The 17987-nt window shown below is 44.5% G+C and carries 12 protein-coding genes, 4 tRNA genes and 3 rRNA genes; 4 read left to right on the top strand and 15 right to left on the bottom strand.

The genetic code is table 11. The features are described from left to right. The first annotated feature begins 35 nt into the window (after window positions 1-35). Window positions 36-1958: an ABC-F family ATP-binding cassette domain-containing protein gene (locus MKX52_RS02915; protein ID WP_342491438.1), complete on the top strand. Its 1923-nt coding sequence runs from the start codon at window positions 36-38 to the stop codon at window positions 1956-1958. 271 nt (window positions 1959-2229) lie between these two features. On the opposite strand, the gene tsaD is transcribed toward MKX52_RS02915, so the two are convergent. The 12 genes from tsaD to MKX52_RS02855 form a co-directional block, all read right to left on the bottom strand. Further along, a complete protein-coding gene (tsaD, locus tag MKX52_RS02910; protein WP_144471219.1) occupies window positions 2230-3258 on the bottom strand; it encodes a tRNA (adenosine(37)-N6)-threonylcarbamoyltransferase complex transferase subunit TsaD in 1029 nt (342 codons plus the stop codon). Next, window positions 3251-3679 carry a ribosomal protein S18-alanine N-acetyltransferase gene (gene rimI, locus MKX52_RS02905; RefSeq protein WP_151022094.1) on the bottom strand — a complete coding sequence of 143 codons (429 nt, stop codon included), beginning with the start codon at window positions 3677-3679 and terminating at the stop codon, window positions 3251-3253. The genes tsaD and rimI overlap by 8 nt, the downstream gene beginning before the upstream one ends. Window positions 3680-3704: 25 nt before the next feature. Beyond that, complete coding sequence (gene tsaB / locus MKX52_RS02900) at window positions 3705-4394, bottom strand: tRNA (adenosine(37)-N6)-threonylcarbamoyltransferase complex dimerization subunit type 1 TsaB (RefSeq protein ID WP_088004285.1); 690 nt, start codon at window positions 4392-4394, stop codon at window positions 3705-3707. Then, window positions 4375-4842: a tRNA (adenosine(37)-N6)-threonylcarbamoyltransferase complex ATPase subunit type 1 TsaE gene (tsaE, locus tag MKX52_RS02895; RefSeq protein WP_213019738.1), complete on the bottom strand. Its 468-nt coding sequence runs from the start codon at window positions 4840-4842 to the stop codon at window positions 4375-4377. The genes tsaB and tsaE overlap by 20 nt, the downstream gene beginning before the upstream one ends. Window positions 4843-4864: 22 nt before the next feature. Further along, a complete protein-coding gene (gene thiL, locus MKX52_RS02890) occupies window positions 4865-5842 on the bottom strand; it encodes a thiamine-phosphate kinase (protein WP_342491437.1) in 978 nt (325 codons plus the stop codon). Between the two features lie 276 nt (window positions 5843-6118). After that, window positions 6119-6195: transfer RNA gene (locus MKX52_RS02885), tRNA-Asp, on the bottom strand. Between the two features lie 4 nt (window positions 6196-6199). Further along, window positions 6200-6276, bottom strand: a tRNA-Met gene (locus tag MKX52_RS02880). A gap of 22 nt (window positions 6277-6298) precedes the next feature. Beyond that, window positions 6299-6414: ribosomal RNA gene (gene rrf, locus MKX52_RS02875) — 5S ribosomal RNA — on the bottom strand. Window positions 6415-6475: 61 nt separating this feature from the next. Further along, window positions 6476-9406: ribosomal RNA gene (locus tag MKX52_RS02870) — 23S ribosomal RNA — on the bottom strand. Between the two features lie 182 nt (window positions 9407-9588). Beyond that, window positions 9589-11137, bottom strand: a 16S ribosomal RNA gene (locus tag MKX52_RS02865). The 16S, 23S and 5S rRNA genes sit together here with 4 tRNA genes alongside, the layout of an rRNA operon. Window positions 11138-11317: 180 nt before the next feature. Beyond that, window positions 11318-11391: transfer RNA gene (locus MKX52_RS02860), tRNA-Gly, on the bottom strand. An 11-nt stretch (window positions 11392-11402) separates the two neighbouring features. Then, a tRNA-Arg gene (locus tag MKX52_RS02855) sits at window positions 11403-11479 on the bottom strand. Between the two features lie 368 nt (window positions 11480-11847). On the opposite strand from MKX52_RS02855, the gene gltP reads away from it, so the two are divergent. Continuing rightward, window positions 11848-13098: a glutamate-aspartate/proton symporter GltP gene (gltP, locus tag MKX52_RS02850; RefSeq protein WP_034666069.1), complete on the top strand. Its 1251-nt coding sequence runs from the start codon at window positions 11848-11850 to the stop codon at window positions 13096-13098. Between the two features lie 37 nt (window positions 13099-13135). Here gltP and MKX52_RS02845 read toward each other — a convergent pair whose 3' ends face one another. Then, a complete protein-coding gene (locus tag MKX52_RS02845; protein WP_342491436.1) occupies window positions 13136-14155 on the bottom strand; it encodes a S66 peptidase family protein in 1020 nt (339 codons plus the stop codon). 77 nt (window positions 14156-14232) lie between these two features. Then, a complete protein-coding gene (locus MKX52_RS02840; RefSeq protein ID WP_144470398.1) occupies window positions 14233-15108 on the bottom strand; it encodes a DMT family transporter in 876 nt (291 codons plus the stop codon). Between the two features lie 294 nt (window positions 15109-15402). Here MKX52_RS02840 and MKX52_RS02835 point away from each other — a divergent pair, with 294 nt between their 5' ends. Next, window positions 15403-16128: an AzlC family ABC transporter permease gene (locus tag MKX52_RS02835; protein ID WP_088000241.1), complete on the top strand. Its 726-nt coding sequence runs from the start codon at window positions 15403-15405 to the stop codon at window positions 16126-16128. Continuing rightward, window positions 16125-16445 (top strand): AzlD domain-containing protein, encoded by a 321-nt coding sequence (locus MKX52_RS02830; protein ID WP_003214160.1) that lies wholly within the window; start codon window positions 16125-16127, stop codon window positions 16443-16445. The genes MKX52_RS02835 and MKX52_RS02830 overlap by 4 nt, the downstream gene beginning before the upstream one ends. Before the next feature lie 125 nt (window positions 16446-16570). Here MKX52_RS02830 and MKX52_RS02825 read toward each other — a convergent pair whose 3' ends face one another. Further along, entirely contained in the window at window positions 16571-17923 is a 1353-nt protein-coding gene (locus MKX52_RS02825; protein WP_253602410.1) for an IS1182 family transposase, read from the bottom strand. Window positions 17924-17987: the final 64 nt, after the last annotated feature.

Raw genomic sequence — 17987 nt, 5'->3', positions numbered from 1 at the left:
CTACACTTAACATATTATAGCAGAGGTGAAGTTACATGATGATTCTACAATTGAATCAGCTGTCCAAATCGTTTGGTGCTGATACCGTTTTAACGAATATAAAATTGGAAGTGAAAGCAAGGGATCGAATTGCCATTGTAGGTCGTAACGGCGCAGGCAAATCCACTCTTTTGAAAATCATTGCCGGTCAATTGTCTTACGAACAAGGTGAGATCATCAAACCGAAAGACCTATCGATCGGCTATTTAGCACAGCATACCGATGTGACGTCTACACGTACGTTAAAAGACGAATTATTATCGGTTTTTGATCATTTAAAAAAAATGGAACAAGAGATGAGAACCATCGAGGAGAAAATGGCTTCTTCCACAGGTGCCGAGCTGGATTCCCTCATGAAAACCTACGACAGGCTACAGCAGGAATTTAAAGATCAAGGCGGTTATCAATACGAAGCAGACGTCCGCTCCATTCTTCATGGGCTCGGCTTTAGTCACTTTGAAGATGAGACAACCGTTCAATCCTTAAGTGGTGGTCAGAAAACCCGTCTAGCGCTTGGAAAGCTCTTATTAATGAAACCACAACTCTTAATTCTGGACGAACCGACCAACCATTTAGATATTGATACCTTATCATGGCTGGAGCAGTATTTGCAAAATTATACAGGCGCTATTCTGATCGTGTCCCATGATCGCTACTTCTTAGACAAAGTGGTGAACCATGTATATGAAGTTTCAAGAACGGCCATGAAAAAGTTTGCAGGCAACTATAGTAAGTATCTTGACCTGAAAGCTGAGCAACTAGAGCGTGATATGAAGCTTTACGAAAAGCAGCAAGAAGAAATCTCAAAGCTTCAAGATTTCGTAGATCGCAATCTAGCAAGAGCCTCAACCACAAAGCGCGCCCAGAGCAGACGCAAGCAGCTGGAACGGATGGATCGTTTAGATAAGCCATTAGGTGATGAAAAATCCGCAAACTTTCATTTTGATATTACGAGACAAAGCGGCAATGACGTACTAAAGGTACATGATCTAGACATTCGTTATGATGAAAAAACACCGCTTCTATCCTCTCTTTCATTTCAGATCAAACGCGAGGATAGCGTGGCACTCATTGGTCCTAATGGGATCGGGAAATCAACCCTTTTAAAAACGTTAACGAACACATTAAAGCCTGCAAAAGGCGACATCACCTTTGGATCTCATGTCACCATTGGCTACTATGACCAAGAACAAGCCAAACTGACATCCTCCAAAAAAGTGCTCAATGAGCTTTGGGATGACTATCCTCACATGAATGAAAAAGACATTCGGACATGTTTAGGGAACTTCCTCTTTTCCGGTGACGACGTCTTAAAGCCCGTTCATGCATTAAGCGGTGGAGAAAAAGCGCGCCTTGCCCTGGCAAAGCTGATGCTCCAAAAAGCCAATTTCCTGATACTTGATGAACCTACGAACCATTTGGACTTAGATAGTAAGGAAATTTTAGAAAATGCGCTCATTGATTATCCGGGAACCATCTTATTTGTCTCGCATGACCGTTATTTTATCAACCGCCTAGCAACGAAAGTATTCGAGCTGTCACCTACAGAAACAAGAGAGTATCTCGGTGACTATGACTACTATCTTGAAAAGAAAAATGAACAATTAGAGCTTGAGGCGATTCAAGAAAATGAGGCGCTTAAAAAACAAGCAGCAAAGCCAGTTGAAACAGCAAAGCTTTCTTATGCAGAAGAAAAAGAACTAAAAAAGAAAGAAAGACAAAAGCAGCGTAGAATCGAGGAAATTGAAGAACGGATTGCTATCATTGAAGCGAAGCTTGGTGACAATGAAGAGCTTCTATGTGATCCTGCTATTTTTCAAGATCACGAGAAGGTCCAAAACATTCAAATAGAAAATGATACATTTCATCAAGAGCTCGAATCCCTTTTCGCAGAGTGGGAAGAGCTATCCGAATCTTAATGGGCGCCCTAATGGGTGCTCTTTTTTCCTTTAGTGGAGATTTCTTATCCACATTAGTATCCACAATAAGTTCTTTATTATTCTTTTGAAAAATAGACTTATCCACTTTGTCCACAGATATTTAATCACATATCCACATAAAAGATCATATTTATGCACATCCCCATCATTTTATAACGAAATTTTCTAACAATTGTGGATATACCCGGATTGCTTGTGAATAAATCGCTTTCATTAAAAATGAAAAAAACCTGTGTATCCACAGGCGTTTTCATTCATATGAGACAAGTGGTAAGCCCGGCTGGCCATTCATCGCCATATCGCCTCTTATTCCTCTCTCAAACGCAATGGTTCCAGCAGCAGCGATCATGGCTGCATTGTCTGTGCAAAGAGATAACGGAGGAACAATGACCTTTACGTCAGGAAGCTTTGTGAATGCTGTCGTTAAGGCTTCTCTCAGACCTTTATTGGCAGCGACGCCACCAGCTAGGACAACCTGCTTGACGCCATAGGCCTCTGCCGCTTTTAATGTTTTTCCAACAAGTACTTCAATGACACTTGCTTGAAAACTTGCTGCCAAATTCTCTGGAGCAATTATTTCACCTTTTTGAGAGGCATTGTGTAGTGTGTTAATAACAGCTGATTTTAATCCACTAAAGCTAAAGTGATAAGAGCCTTCTTCAAGCCATGCTCGTGGAAGCTTAATCGTTGGCTCTCCTTCATGTGCTAACCGATCAATATGAGGTCCGCCTGGATACGGAAGACCCATCGTCCGGGCCACTTTATCGTAAGCTTCTCCAGCCGCATCATCTAATGTTTCTCCGATCACCTCAAATGATCCGTGCTCTTTCATTAGTACAAGTTCAGTATGTCCTCCAGAAACAACAAGAGCCAAGCATGGAAACTGTAATTCATCTACAAGTTGATTTGCATAAATATGCCCCGCAATATGATGTACACCAACAAGAGGAATTTGATGGGCAAAGCTCAGTGCCTTGGCTGCATTGACACCAATCAGAAGGGCGCCAACTAAGCCTGGTCCTTCTGTGACAGCAATGGCATCTAAATCTTGAAAGCTCATATTGGCCTTTGCCATCACTTCTTCTAACACGATGGTGACTTGCTCCACGTGATGTCTTGAAGCGATTTCTGGGACAACTCCACCAAATCGTTTATGGCTTTCTATTTGCGATGCGACTACATTCGCTACAATTTCTTTCCCATTTTTCACAATAGATGCAGCTGTTTCGTCACAGCTTGTCTCTATACCTAATATGAATCGATCTGTTTGTTCACTCATTTATATTCACCCACATGACCAATGCATCTTCCCCATTATCCGTATAATAATTCTTTCGAATAGAAGCTGGTCTGAAACCAAGCTTTTCATAAAGGGATTGTGCAGGTGTATTTGAAACCCGCACCTCTAAAGAAAGATGATCTGTCTTTTTTTCTTTACAAAATTCCATGACATATCGCAGCAATGCTTCCCCGTAACCCTTTCCTCTATGCTCAGGGAGAATTGCAATGTTCGTAATTTGTGCATCGTCCATGACGATCCAGACCCCGCAATACCCAACAGGTTGCTCATCTTCTTCAATGAGAAAATAATGGCTGTACTGGTTATGAAGAATCTCATAGACAAATGATTCTTTTTTCCAAGGGGCAGTAAACGAATGCACTTCAATCGTATACACCACTGGAATGTCCGCTACCGTCATTTTTCGAATCTCTGTTATGTTGAGATTATTTTTGTCCTTCAAGCCATTTCACTTCCGCTTCTGCCATACGAATATAGTTAGGTACAAGCTGATGGACATCCTCTGCAGGACGATCTGTCCCTAAAAAGGCAAGCATTGAAGGTCTTGGGTTATGAAAAGCTCCCTCTGCGATCACAGCCGTTTCTCCTAAAATGGAGCGAATGCTCTCTTCATGAAGATGCACATCCTGTCCAAGGAATAGGACAGGCTTTCCTGTCTTTTTCAGCTCATGAAGCCAATCCGTGAGCAAGATATTTTGGTCTTGTTTGATCTCTTGGATTTTTCCTTCTTCAAACATATATAGCCCAGTATAAACTTGTCCTCTTCTCGCATCAAATAGTGGTGAGATCCACCCATCAAAGTATTGACCATTTGCCGCAAGTGTTTCTAAACTCGAAACAGCCGAAATCGGGATAGACAGCGTCCATGCGAGTGTTTTTGCAATGGTCACACCGATTCGAACGCCAGTGTAAGAACCGGGTCCTTTTGCTACAACAATTTTACTTAGTTCACTTGGCGCTACACCACATTCTTTCATCAATGCCTCAACAGTCGGCATCGCTCGGACGGAATGGTTCTTTTTTAAATACGTAATACTTTCACCAATCACTGTGGAATCTTTGACAAGGGCAATTCCTAGTGTATGGTTTGACGTATCAATTGCCAGTATGGTCAAATTCTTTCATCTCCTTACAAAGGGTCTCATAGCGTTCCCCTTTTGCACTAAACGTAAGATGACGTTCTTCTTCACGTTCTGTTCTTAGCATTTCTATTTTCAAATAGGAGGAAGGCAATTGAGGTTCAATAAGATGTGCCCACTCAACCAAGCATACACCCTCGCCCTCAAAATATTCTTCAAGCCCGATATCTTCTTCTGCATCTTCCATACGGTACACATCCATATGATAAAGTGGCAGTCTGCCATCGGTATATTCTTTAATAATCGTAAAGGTAGGGCTGTTGACGATACGGGTAATCCCTAAGCCTTCTGCAAAACCTTTTGAAAAAGTCGTTTTGCCTGCGCCTAAATCCCCTTCTAATGTCAAAACATCGCTCGGCATCACAAGTTTGGCCAAAGCAGCGGCAATTCGTTTCGTCTCATCCGCACCTTTTGTCGTCCACATTAATTTCACAGTGGGTGTCACCTCATTTCTTAAAATGATTATATCCTTTTTTCATTAACATTGTTTGCTGTTCATTGTCCTTTAATAGAACGCTTGCGGCCTGATCATCTTTGACTTGTCCAATGCGTTTGACTTGAATGTCTTTTTTTCTACATTGCATCTCAAAGCTATCCCAATCAGCCTGTGGAATTGTACCAGTTAATACAAAGTCTTCCCCACCAAATAACACCCATTCCAGCCAGTCTTTACGCAGGACTGGTAAATCTGGATGTATGGGGAGCTTGTTTGCATCTATCTCTATCGTCACATGACTCGCTTCGGCTATCTCATTCAGCTCACTCGCTAATCCATCACTCACATCATTTAAGGAGACCCGCGGGTAACTTGAGCAAATGAGACCAGCTGCAATGTGAGGCTGAGGTTTTTTATGACGCTCTAGAAAAAAGGCTGTGTCGACTGCCTTGGGAGAGTCTAATTCGTTCATTAAAAGTGATAAGCCCGCAGCGGATGAACCAAGCTCACCTGTGACAAAGACGATGTCTCCTGTCTGAGCACTGTGACGATAACAAGCTTTCCCTTTTGGTACCTCGCCAATGACTGTCACTGTAATGACAAAGTCACTGTGAGTGGCAACCGTATCTCCACCAATCAAATCCATTTGATAAGTATCAGCCAATGCTTTCATTCCCTCATAAAGAGCTGACACGACCGTCTCATCACCATGAGGCGGGATAGCAATTGAAACAAGATAATACTTTGGAGCTCCTCCCATTGCGGCGATATCACTGACATTGACCGCTAGTGCTTTAAAGCCAATCTCAAAAGGTGTGGAAAAATCAAAGCGAAAATGAACATGTTCCACCATTGTATCAACACAAACGACCTCTTCACAATGTGAATGAGGTTGATAAACACTTGCATCATCACCGATGCCCATAACCAAAGAACGCTGATGTGTTTCTGTTGGTGTAATTCGGCGAATAAGATCAAATTCATCCATAAAAAGACAGTCCCTTCATGCAATCAATTGATTGAGTAGACACGATGTTAGACATCATTAATATAGTGTAAGCCAATATGAGTTTCAGTTCCAATGAAAAATGATATAAAGAAAGCCTGGTATGAAAAAACCAGGCTGGGTTGAAGTGATCTATCTTTTCTTTTTACATAACATGTAGCCAAACACAAAACCATTCAATATATCTTGGATACGTATAAAAAGAAAAAGACATAAAAAAAAACGAAACTATACGTTTTCGTTTACAAGTCATAAAAATGGCGGTCCGGACGGGACTCGAACCCGCGACCTCCTGCGTGACAGGCAGGCATTCTAACCAACTGAACTACCGGACCAATTTGGTTGCGGGGGCAGGATTTGAACCTGCGACCTTCGGGTTATGAGCCCGACGAGCTACCGAACTGCTCCACCCCGCGACGATATAAGTATAAATAACAAGCTTGGCAGCGTCCTACTCTCACAGGGGGAGACCCCCAACTACCATCGGCGCTGAAGAGCTTAACTTCCGTGTTCGGTATGGGAACGGGTGTGACCTCTTCGCTATCGCCACCAAACCTGATGGAGAGAATGTTCTCTCAAAACTAGATAACAATGTTCAAACTTCACAATAGAATATAGGTTAAGTCCTCGATCTATTAGTATCTGTCAGCTCCACGTGTCACCACGCTTCCACCTCAGACCTATCAACCTGATCATCTTTCAGGGATCTTACTTCCTTGCGGAATGGGAAATCTCATCTTGAGGGGGGCTTCATGCTTAGATGCTTTCAGCACTTATCCCGTCCGCACATAGCTACCCAGCGATGCCCTTGGCAGAACAACTGGTACACCAGCGGTGCGTCCATCCCGGTCCTCTCGTACTAAGGACAGCTCCTCTCAAATTTCCTGCGCCCGCGACGGATAGGGACCGAACTGTCTCACGACGTTCTGAACCCAGCTCGCGTACCGCTTTAATGGGCGAACAGCCCAACCCTTGGGACCGACTACAGCCCCAGGATGCGATGAGCCGACATCGAGGTGCCAAACCTCCCCGTCGATGTGGACTCTTGGGGGAGATAAGCCTGTTATCCCCGGGGTAGCTTTTATCCGTTGAGCGATGGCCCTTCCATGCGGAACCACCGGATCACTAAGCCCGACTTTCGTCCCTGCTCGACTTGTAGGTCTCGCAGTCAAGCTCCCTTGTGCCTTTACACTCTGCGAATGATTTCCAACCATTCTGAGGGAACCTTTGGGCGCCTCCGTTACATTTTAGGAGGCGACCGCCCCAGTCAAACTGCCCACCTGACACTGTCTCCCTGCCCGATAAGGGCAGCGGGTTAGAAGGTCAATACAGCCAGGGTAGTATCCCACCGATGCCTCCACCGAAGCTAGCGCTCCGGTTTCCAAGGCTCCTACCTATCCTGTACAAGCTGTACCAACATTCAATATCAGGCTGCAGTAAAGCTCCACGGGGTCTTTCCGTCCTGTCGCGGGTAACCTGCATCTTCACAGGTACTATAATTTCACCGAGTCTCTCGTTGAGACAGTGCCCAGATCGTTGCGCCTTTCGTGCGGGTCGGAACTTACCCGACAAGGAATTTCGCTACCTTAGGACCGTTATAGTTACGGCCGCCGTTTACTGGGGCTTCAATTCGCACCTTCGCTTACGCTAAGCGCTCCTCTTAACCTTCCAGCACCGGGCAGGCGTCAGCCCCTATACTTCGCCTTACGGCTTCGCAGAGACCTGTGTTTTTGCTAAACAGTCGCCTGGGCCTATTCACTGCGGCTTCTCGGGGCTTTAACACCCTAAGAAGCACCCCTTCTCCCGAAGTTACGGGGTCATTTTGCCGAGTTCCTTAACGAGAGTTCTCTCGATCACCTTAGGATTCTCTCCTCGCCTACCTGTGTCGGTTTGCGGTACGGGCACCTCTCACCTCGCTAGAGGCTTTTCTTGGCAGTGTGGAATCAGGAACTTCGCTACTAAATTTCGCTCGCCATCACAGCTCAGCCTTCACGGGAAACGGATTTGCCTATTTCCCAGCCTAACTGCTTGGACGCGGATATCCAATACCGCGCTTACCCTATCCTCCTGCGTCCCCCCATTGCTCAAATGGTGAGGAGGTGGTACAGGAATATCAACCTGTTGTCCATCGCCTACGCCTTTCGGCCTCGGCTTAGGTCCCGACTAACCCTGAGCGGACGAGCCTTCCTCAGGAAACCTTAGGCATTCGGTGGACGGGATTCTCACCCGTCTTTCGCTACTCATACCGGCATTCTCACTTCTAAGCGCTCCACCAGTCCTTCCGGTCTGACTTCACAGCACTTAGAACGCTCTCCTACCACTGTTCGTTAGAACAGTCCGCAGCTTCGGTGATACGTTTAGCCCCGGTACATTTTCGGCGCAGAGTCACTCGACCAGTGAGCTATTACGCACTCTTTAAATGGTGGCTGCTTCTAAGCCAACATCCTGGTTGTCTAAGCAACTCCACATCCTTTTCCACTTAACGTATACTTTGGGACCTTAGCTGGCGGTCTGGGCTGTTTCCCTTTCGACTACGGATCTTATCACTCGCAGTCTGACTCCCAAGGATAAGTCATCGGCATTCGGAGTTTGACTGAATTCGGTAACCCGGTAGGGGCCCCTAGTCCAATCAGTGCTCTACCTCCGAGACTCTTACCTTGAGGCTAGCCCTAAAGCTATTTCGGAGAGAACCAGCTATCTCCAGGTTCGATTGGCATTTCACCCCTACCCACACCTCATCCCCGCACTTTTCAACGTGCGTGGGTTCGGGCCTCCATTCAGTGTTACCTGAACTTCACCCTGGACATGGGTAGATCACCTGGTTTCGGGTCTACGACCACGTACTCATGCGCCCTATTCAGACTCGCTTTCGCTGCGGCTCCGCATCTTCTGCTTAACCTTGCACGGGATCGTAACTCGCCGGTTCATTCTACAAAAGGCACGCCATCACCCTTTAACGGGCTCTGACTACTTGTAGGCACACGGTTTCAGGATCTATTTCACTCCCCTTCCGGGGTGCTTTTCACCTTTCCCTCACGGTACTGGTTCACTATCGGTCACTAGGGAGTATTTAGCCTTGGGAGATGGTCCTCCCGGATTCCGACGGAATTTCACGTGTTCCGCCGTACTCAGGATCCACTCTGGAGAGAACAACATTTCAGTTACAGGGCTGTTACCTTCTTTGGCGGGCCTTTCCAGACCTCTTCGCTTATATCGTTCCTTTGTAACTCCGTATAGAGTGTCCTACAACCCCAAGAGGCAAGCCTCTTGGTTTGGGCTGTTCCCGTTTCGCTCGCCGCTACTCAGGGAATCGCATTTGCTTTCTCTTCCTCCGGGTACTTAGATGTTTCAGTTCCCCGGGTATGCCTTCTCATACTCTATGTATTCAAGTATGGATACTACTCCATTACGAGCAGTGGGTTTCCCCATTCGGAAATCTCCGGATCAAAGCTTGCTTACAGCTCCCCGAAGCATATCGGTGTTCGTCCCGTCCTTCATCGGCTCCTAGTGCCAAGGCATCCACCGTGCGCCCTTTCTAACTTAACCATTTCTTACTTTAGAAAGAATCACTATGTGTGATGAACTTTGCATTGCATTCAATGTGAATGTATTACTTATTGTTATCTAGTTTTCAAAGAACAATCCTGTCTCGCTAGAGACATGTTTTGAAGGAATGATCCTTCAAAACTAAACAAGACGAAAACGCACGCTGCTCCATATATCCTTAGAAAGGAGGTGATCCAGCCGCACCTTCCGATACGGCTACCTTGTTACGACTTCACCCCAATCATCTGTCCCACCTTCGGCGGCTGGCTCCATAAAGGTTACCTCACCGACTTCGGGTGTTACAAACTCTCGTGGTGTGACGGGCGGTGTGTACAAGGCCCGGGAACGTATTCACCGCGGCATGCTGATCCGCGATTACTAGCGATTCCAGCTTCACGCAGTCGAGTTGCAGACTGCGATCCGAACTGAGAACAGATTTATGGGATTGGCTAAACCTTGCGGTCTCGCAGCCCTTTGTTCTGTCCATTGTAGCACGTGTGTAGCCCAGGTCATAAGGGGCATGATGATTTGACGTCATCCCCACCTTCCTCCGGTTTGTCACCGGCAGTCACCTTAGAGTGCCCAACTAAATGCTGGCAACTAAGATCAAGGGTTGCGCTCGTTGCGGGACTTAACCCAACATCTCACGACACGAGCTGACGACAACCATGCACCACCTGTCACTCTGTCCCCGAAGGGAAAGCCCTATCTCTAGGGTTGTCAGAGGATGTCAAGACCTGGTAAGGTTCTTCGCGTTGCTTCGAATTAAACCACATGCTCCACCGCTTGTGCGGGCCCCCGTCAATTCCTTTGAGTTTCAGTCTTGCGACCGTACTCCCCAGGCGGAGTGCTTAATGCGTTAGCTGCAGCACTAAGGGGCGGAAACCCCCTAACACTTAGCACTCATCGTTTACGGCGTGGACTACCAGGGTATCTAATCCTGTTCGCTCCCCACGCTTTCGCTCCTCAGCGTCAGTTACAGACCAGAGAGTCGCCTTCGCCACTGGTGTTCCTCCACATCTCTACGCATTTCACCGCTACACGTGGAATTCCACTCTCCTCTTCTGCACTCAAGTTTCCCAGTTTCCAATGACCCTCCCCGGTTGAGCCGGGGGCTTTCACATCAGACTTAAGAAACCGCCTGCGAGCCCTTTACGCCCAATAATTCCGGACAACGCTTGCCACCTACGTATTACCGCGGCTGCTGGCACGTAGTTAGCCGTGGCTTTCTGGTTAGGTACCGTCAAGGTGCGAGCAGTTACTCTCGCACTTGTTCTTCCCTAACAACAGAGCTTTACGATCCGAAAACCTTCATCACTCACGCGGCGTTGCTCCGTCAGACTTTCGTCCATTGCGGAAGATTCCCTACTGCTGCCTCCCGTAGGAGTCTGGGCCGTGTCTCAGTCCCAGTGTGGCCGATCACCCTCTCAGGTCGGCTACGCATCGTCGCCTTGGTGAGCCATTACCCCACCAACTAGCTAATGCGCCGCGGGTCCATCTGTAAGTGACAGCCGAAACCGTCTTTCATCCTTGAACCATGCGGTTCAAGGAACTATCCGGTATTAGCTCCGGTTTCCCGGAGTTATCCCAGTCTTACAGGCAGGTTACCCACGTGTTACTCACCCGTCCGCCGCTAACATCCGGGAGCAAGCTCCCTTCTGTTCGCTCGACTTGCATGTATTAGGCACGCCGCCAGCGTTCGTCCTGAGCCAGGATCAAACTCTCCGAGGTATGCAGGATGCATATCACACATGCGTTGCTACACGATGTAGCGAACTTAGCATGTGATCATTTCCTGCCTCGTCAGCGTTTGACTGACTACCTATGAAACATCATAGGATTTTTTATAAAAACTCGAATTAACAGGTACGTTTTGTCTTGTTTAGTTTTCAAAGATCATATTTCAAAAAATGGAGCGGGTGATGAGAATCGAACTCACGACATCAGCTTGGAAGGCTGAGGTTTTACCACTAAACTACACCCGCGTGGTTTGCATTGGCGCGCCCGAGAGGAGTCGAACCCCTAACCTTTTGATCCGTAGTCAAACGCTCTATCCAATTGAGCTACGGGCGCTTAATCAGGCGACTTAATTATCTTAACATATCGTTTTTATCAAGTCAACATCTTTTTAAAATTTGTTTGCCGCATGTGTTTGAATGTCTTTTTTCAAATGCGTCATCAGCGACGAATAAAAATATACCATGGATCATACAAAAGGGTCAATACATTTTTCTAAAAAAGTTTCATGTTTTTTAAGAAGTTGTTTTTTCTTAGATAAATAGAGATGCGATAGCCCTATTTTCTTCTCTTCCTTCATAATTCTAATGATTCTTAAATAAAATCTTTCTAAATCCAAAAGAGGACAAAACATGGTCACATAGAATTTTTATTTATTGGAAAATTCTTAAAATTTTCCAAGCATTTAAAGGGGGTAGGAGATGATGAAAAAGTTCGTCGCTTTTCAAATCATGATCGCTTTGGTGATAGGAGCTCTTATCGGACATTTCTTTCCTGACTTCGGGATGGCCCTCAGGCCAATCGGAGATGGGTTCATCCGATTGATTAAAATGATCGTTGTTCCTATCGTTTTCTCTACCATTGTAATTGGTGCAGCTGGCAGTGGTGGCATGAAGAAGATGGGCAGCCTTGGATTAAAGACGATCATTTGGTTTGAAGTCATCACAACCATCGTTCTAGGAATTGGTCTATTGCTGGCTAATGTTCTAAAGCCTGGCGTTGGCCTCGACTTCTCTAAATTAGCTAAGAAAGATATTGGTGAATTAGATGGCTATACGCAGAAAGTCGTCGACTTTAAACAAATGGTACTCGATATCATTCCAACGAATATTGTTGATGTCATGGCACAAAATGATTTACTTGCTGTCATTTTCTTCGCCATATTATTTGGTGTAGCCGCAAGCGGCATCGGTAAGGCATCCGCTCCTGTTCTCACCTTCTTTGAATCAGTGGCACAAATTATGTTTAAGCTAACGCAGATGGTCATGGTGACAGCACCTATTGGAGTGCTTGCATTAATGGCTGCTTCCGTTGGTCAATATGGCATTGTGTTATTAATCCCAATGATGAAGCTTGTAGGTACTGTATTTTTAGGATTATTCATTATTCTCTTTGCTTTGTTCCCTCTAGTCGCACTGATCTTCCGTTTTAACTACTTCGAAGTGTTAAAAATGATATGGGATTTGTTCTTGGTTGCCTTTTCTACTACAAGTACAGAAACTGTCCTTCCTCAGCTTATGTCACGAATGGAGAAATACGGCTGTCCGAAAAGAATTGTCTCCTTTGTCATTCCATCTGGTCTTTCTCTCAATTGTGATGGGTCCAGTTTATATTTATCGGTTTCCTGTGTGTTCCTTGCACAAGCGTTTGGTGTCGACATGAGTTTGTCACAGCAGCTTTTGATGATGCTTGTTCTTGTATTAACGAGTAAAGGGATTGCAGCGGTGCCATCCGGTTCACTCGTCGTTCTTTTGGCAACCGCACATGCAGTTGGTCTCCCAGCAGAAGGCGTCGCCATTATTGCCGGTGTCGATCGAATTATGGACATGGCACGAACAGGTGTGAATGTTCCAGGTCATGCCGTTGCGTGTATTGTCGTATCAAAATGGGAGAAAGTATTCCGCGAATCTGCTTGGGAAGTTCCAAAAGCAGGTGAGGAAACAAAAGGGATGTAATGTTATATGAAGGAAAGGGATCCCCCCTTTCCTTTTCTTATGATAAAAATGCTTGCTTTAAGACCGCTTTGCCATGAGATTGCAACTGTACTTCTGCATATGCGCCATTAATCAGTGTCATTTGCGGCGGGACATGCCCACAATCTATATCGTAAAAAATGGGGATTTGTAATTCCTTATGCAATTCTTCATATACATCCTGATAATGATACCCTTCAACAGGCACATCTACTGCACTTCGCCCAAACATCATACCTGAACAGTGATCAAACCACCCTGCTAGTTTTAATTGAACAAGCGATCTCTTCACGCTTGCAGCATTTAATGCGCAGTTTTCGAAATACCAGAGAATTGGTTCATCTTTTATGAATGTTTTCTGAAAAGTTTTGACGTCTCCAAAAGGTGTCCCTGCTAAGTGACGTATAATATCAATGCAGCCACCCATCAGTCTTCCCTTCACTGTCATTTCTTGTTGATCAACTGTATGCCATGCGGTAGGTTCTGTTAAATGAAAGACATGTTTACTCGGATTGTCATGCTGCCATTCCTTTTGATACATAGATGAAGAAAATTGGGTTATCTCCGTCTCCTTTTTTGCGGAAAGTGTTCGCTCCCACATGGCAGTCGTTTGATCAAACTCTTCTCCTCTTAGATCTACTAAGTTCGACCCATGCGCAGTAGCAATGCCTGTTTTTAATGTCAACGCGAGCAGGAGTGCACTCGTATCTGAATAACCAAGAATCCACTTTTTTTGCATTGATGAGAAATCAAGGTGCTCTAGCACTTCCATCAGAAGCTGCCCTCCCCAGGGCGGGATGATGTGATCAATCTCATCACATGTCATCATGTACTGAAGTTCCTTTGCTCGTTCTACGGCAGGGGCAGATTTCGCCTTTTCCTGCTTCCAGACTGTCTCTCCACATACGACATCATAGCCTCTTTTTTCCATTCGTTCGCATGAAAGCCGAAACATGTCATGCAAAGATGGCTGTACACCTGAGGACGGTGCTGTGACACCAATTGTTTGTCCTTTTTGTAATTGTGGAAATTGTATCATCCTATTTCCCTCCATTCTCTCTCAATCTCTCATTTATAAAGAAGATGCCCCTATTAAAAGGGACATCTTCTTTTCTTTTATTCCTTTTGACGCAGCACAGTATAGACACCTGCGAAGATACATAGAATGCCAATGAATGAGCGTAATCCCATTTCTTCTCCCAAAAGCAGCCAGCCAAGAATGGCACCTACGATCGGTTGAAAGAAAAAGAACAGCCCACCGCTTGAGGCATCCATTAATTGAAGCCCTCTATTCCATAAAAAGAATGCTAGAGCGGTTGAGATGATACCTAGATAAAGAATACCGCCCCAAATCTCCGGCCTTGTCATCTGTTCCACATCTAGGTGAGGTAAACGAAATAATACTGGCGGTGTTAAAACAATGAATGCAATGATGATCGCATACGTGGTTGTCACCACCTGAGGGTACTTTCCTGGAACACGTTTGAGCAAAACAGACATCAGCGCCCATGTTAAAGCAGCGAAGACCAATGAAAGACCACCAACAAATTCATCTGTCTGTACTGCAACTGGACCAATCATGAGCCATACACCTGCTGTAGCAAGAAGGATGGATGCGCACTTTCGAACAGTCATGGCTTCTTTTAATAGAAAGAAAGCAAACAGCACCATAAACGCAGGAGTTGCAGATGTAATAACAGCCCCCATTTGTGCAGAGGTATACATCGTCCCAATTTCTTGAGTCACGATTGAAAGGAAATTTCCGATCAGCCCAATCAACACCATAAGCGGGATATCTTTTTTATCTAATTGAAAGGAATAGCCCAAGCGCAAAATGGTAAACACCAAAACGATTCCTGCTATAGCATATCTCATCCAGACGAGCTCAAGTGGCGGGACAACCGCTACTGTGACTTTGACAACAACATACATACCGCCCCAAATACTTGCTGCGATTGCTAGGTAAAGGGCGCCTATATATTTTTCATTCATCATTTTCCCTCCGTTATTGGATATTTTGAATACCATATCCACAAACGGAGATCACTCTCCGTTATGGACGGAGGGCATTTGGAACATCATGTTCAAACAAAGGTTTCCACAGCATTGTCGTCACTCCAATTATTTTTATTTTCTGATACTTTATAACAAATTCTGGTTGACTTCAATCCTTTTTGCACCTTTTTTCTTCATATAATAGAAGATAAACGGCTATTGACATGCTGAATTCGTTTTCATATAGTAATTAAAACTATAGGTCGTCATGCAGAAAAGGAGTAGAGGTCGTTGGATATTGAAGCTAGAAAACCTATTCCCCGCACGGAACATGAACCATTTCTCGAGGGAATAAAAGATTGTGTGCCAACCCTACTTGGTTATATGAGTATCGGGTTTGCCTTTGGAATTGTTGGAATTAGTGCACAGTTGAGCTTATGGGACATTGCACTTCTAGCAATCTTTATTTATGCAGGTGCTTCACAGTTTATTATCTGTGCACTGCTTGTCACGGGAAGTCCCCTTTCCGCTATTATTCTCACTACATTTATTGTGAATCTGCGTCATTTATTACTCAGTCTGACGCTGGCCCCTCATTTTACACGCTACTCTTTAAAACAAAATATCGGATTCGGTCTATTGCTGACTGATGAATCCTTTGGCGTAGCCATGAATAAATTAGCTCAGCATGGAAAGCTAAATAACCGGTGGATGCACGGGCTGAACATAACAGCTTATTTGTGCTGGATTGCTGCCTGTGTACTTGGCGGCATTTTTGGACATTGGATTTCAAATCCTGAAGCACTGGGTCTTGATTTTGCCCTTTCCGCTATGTTTGCTGCACTGCTGGTTCTTTCTTTACAAACTGTGCCTAAAAGTAAGTTAACCCATCGTCTGTCACTTGTTTTGTATATGGTCGTTGCGATGTTTGTCCTGCTTCACTTTGTTCCCTCACACGTGGCTGTGCTGTTAGCCACCATGATTGTCGCAACCATTGGGGTGGTGACAGATAAATGATTAGTAGTTTTATGATGTGGCTCATTCTCGGCTGTATGATTGTCACTGTGATTCCAAGGGTCGTTCCCTTTATATTTGTTCGAAGTATCGAGCTGCCTGAAGTGGTGCTTAAGTGGTTATCGTTTATTCCCATTTGTATCTTTACGGCTTTGATTGCAGAGCATTTGTTCATTCATACCACAACAGGTGTCACCATTCACTGGATGTACCTTGCTGTCTTGGTTCCGACTGTCGTGATCGCTGTTTGGACAAAGAGCTTGTCACTTACTGTTCTTGTAGGCGTCATGCTGATGGGGACTGCCAGATGGTTTTTCTAAAAGAAAAAGCTTAACCGCATGTGGTTAAGCTCAGCTTGTAGAGAAACTCATGTTTTTCTACAGGCTTTTTTATTTTCATCGTAATTATGATGGATGAGATTTAATGAAAAAGGCCTCCCACACACCTAGCCTAGCTTCGCTAGGTGTGTGGCAATCTTTTTCATGTTCTGGCACGCAGCTGTGAGGAGAACTTGCTCACTCACATTTTGTTTCCCCCTTAACCGGCAGTAGCGAAGCCCATGCAGTTGTTTTGAATCTGCAAAGCTTCGCTCTATTTTTTCTTTTCTTTTTTTATATAGCTCTTTTCCAGAAACAGTTAGACGATTCTGTCTGATCTTTTCTTTATGTTCTTCCCATATGTGTCTTGAGATGACTCTTTGATGATTTTTCGACCTTGTGCATCTTTCAAGGAAAGGACACGATGCACATTTTTTAGGATCTGATTTGTAGAATCGATAACCTTTTCGATCTGTTGTCGTATATAAAAGCTTCTCACCTTTTGGGCATATGTAATGATCATTTTCAGAATCATACTGAAACTTCCACTTCTCAAATAATCCTCTTGTTGGATGAAAACGTCTATGGGCAATGACACCAAAAATATGTCGATCAGATAAACCTTTACAAATTGGTGTTGTCAAATAACCTGAATCAAGCGCAACAGCTTCTACTTGAAAACCAAATCGTGCGATTTGGTGATCTAACCGATCAAGATATGGAACAGAATCATGGACATTTCCAGGCGTGACATGAGCATCGGTGATGATATTATACTTCATATCTGTTGTCCGGTGGTCTAGGTAGAAAAAGCCTTCAGGCTTGTTTTCGCGATATAGATAGCCGCTTTCAGGATCAGTCATACTTTGACGAATGTCTTTTTCTGTTTTCACCTCCTCTTTTACCTTTAAGAGCTTTTTTCCATGTGCCACCCGATCTTCTTGGACTGCTTCTTCTAAATCATTGATATAGTTCTGGGTATCTTGTTCAATCGTTTTTCTCGTATATTTATGTTTATTAGCATTGGCTTTAAGATGAGTTGAATCAGTAAAAAGAACGCGACCTCCTACCATATCATGATTGATAGCTTGAAGCACAATCTCATCGAAAATGTCTTGAAAAATCGTTGTATTTTTAAATCGAGTACGACGATTCCAACTAATAGTGGAGTGATGGGGAACGGGATCATTGATGTTCAAACCTAAAAACCATCTATACGCCATGTTATAGTAAATTTCTTTTTCGAGTTGTCTTTCAGAACGGATACCGTAAAGGTATCCGATAAACATCATTTTGAACAAAATAAGCGGATCAAGGGAAGGACGACCTTTATTTTCACTATAATAGGGTTTTACTTTATCTACGATAAATGAAAAATCAATGTACTGATCAATTTTACGAAGCAGGTGATCCTCTTCGACCAGTTGATCTAGCAATACAAATTCGGCTTCGTGCTGAGAAGAATTTCTAGTGTGGAACATGAGAAAAACACCTTCCTTTAGAATGCTTTTCTCTATTATAAAATGGAGTGGTGGAAAATTTAAG

The organism is Bacillus sp. FSL R5-0422 (assembly GCF_038610765.1).
GTDB classification, from domain to species: domain Bacteria; phylum Bacillota; class Bacilli; order Bacillales; family Bacillaceae; genus Bacillus; species Bacillus pumilus_O.
The sequence above is the reverse complement of the archived record's forward strand: the minus strand, read 5'-3'. Positions and strand labels throughout refer to the sequence as shown.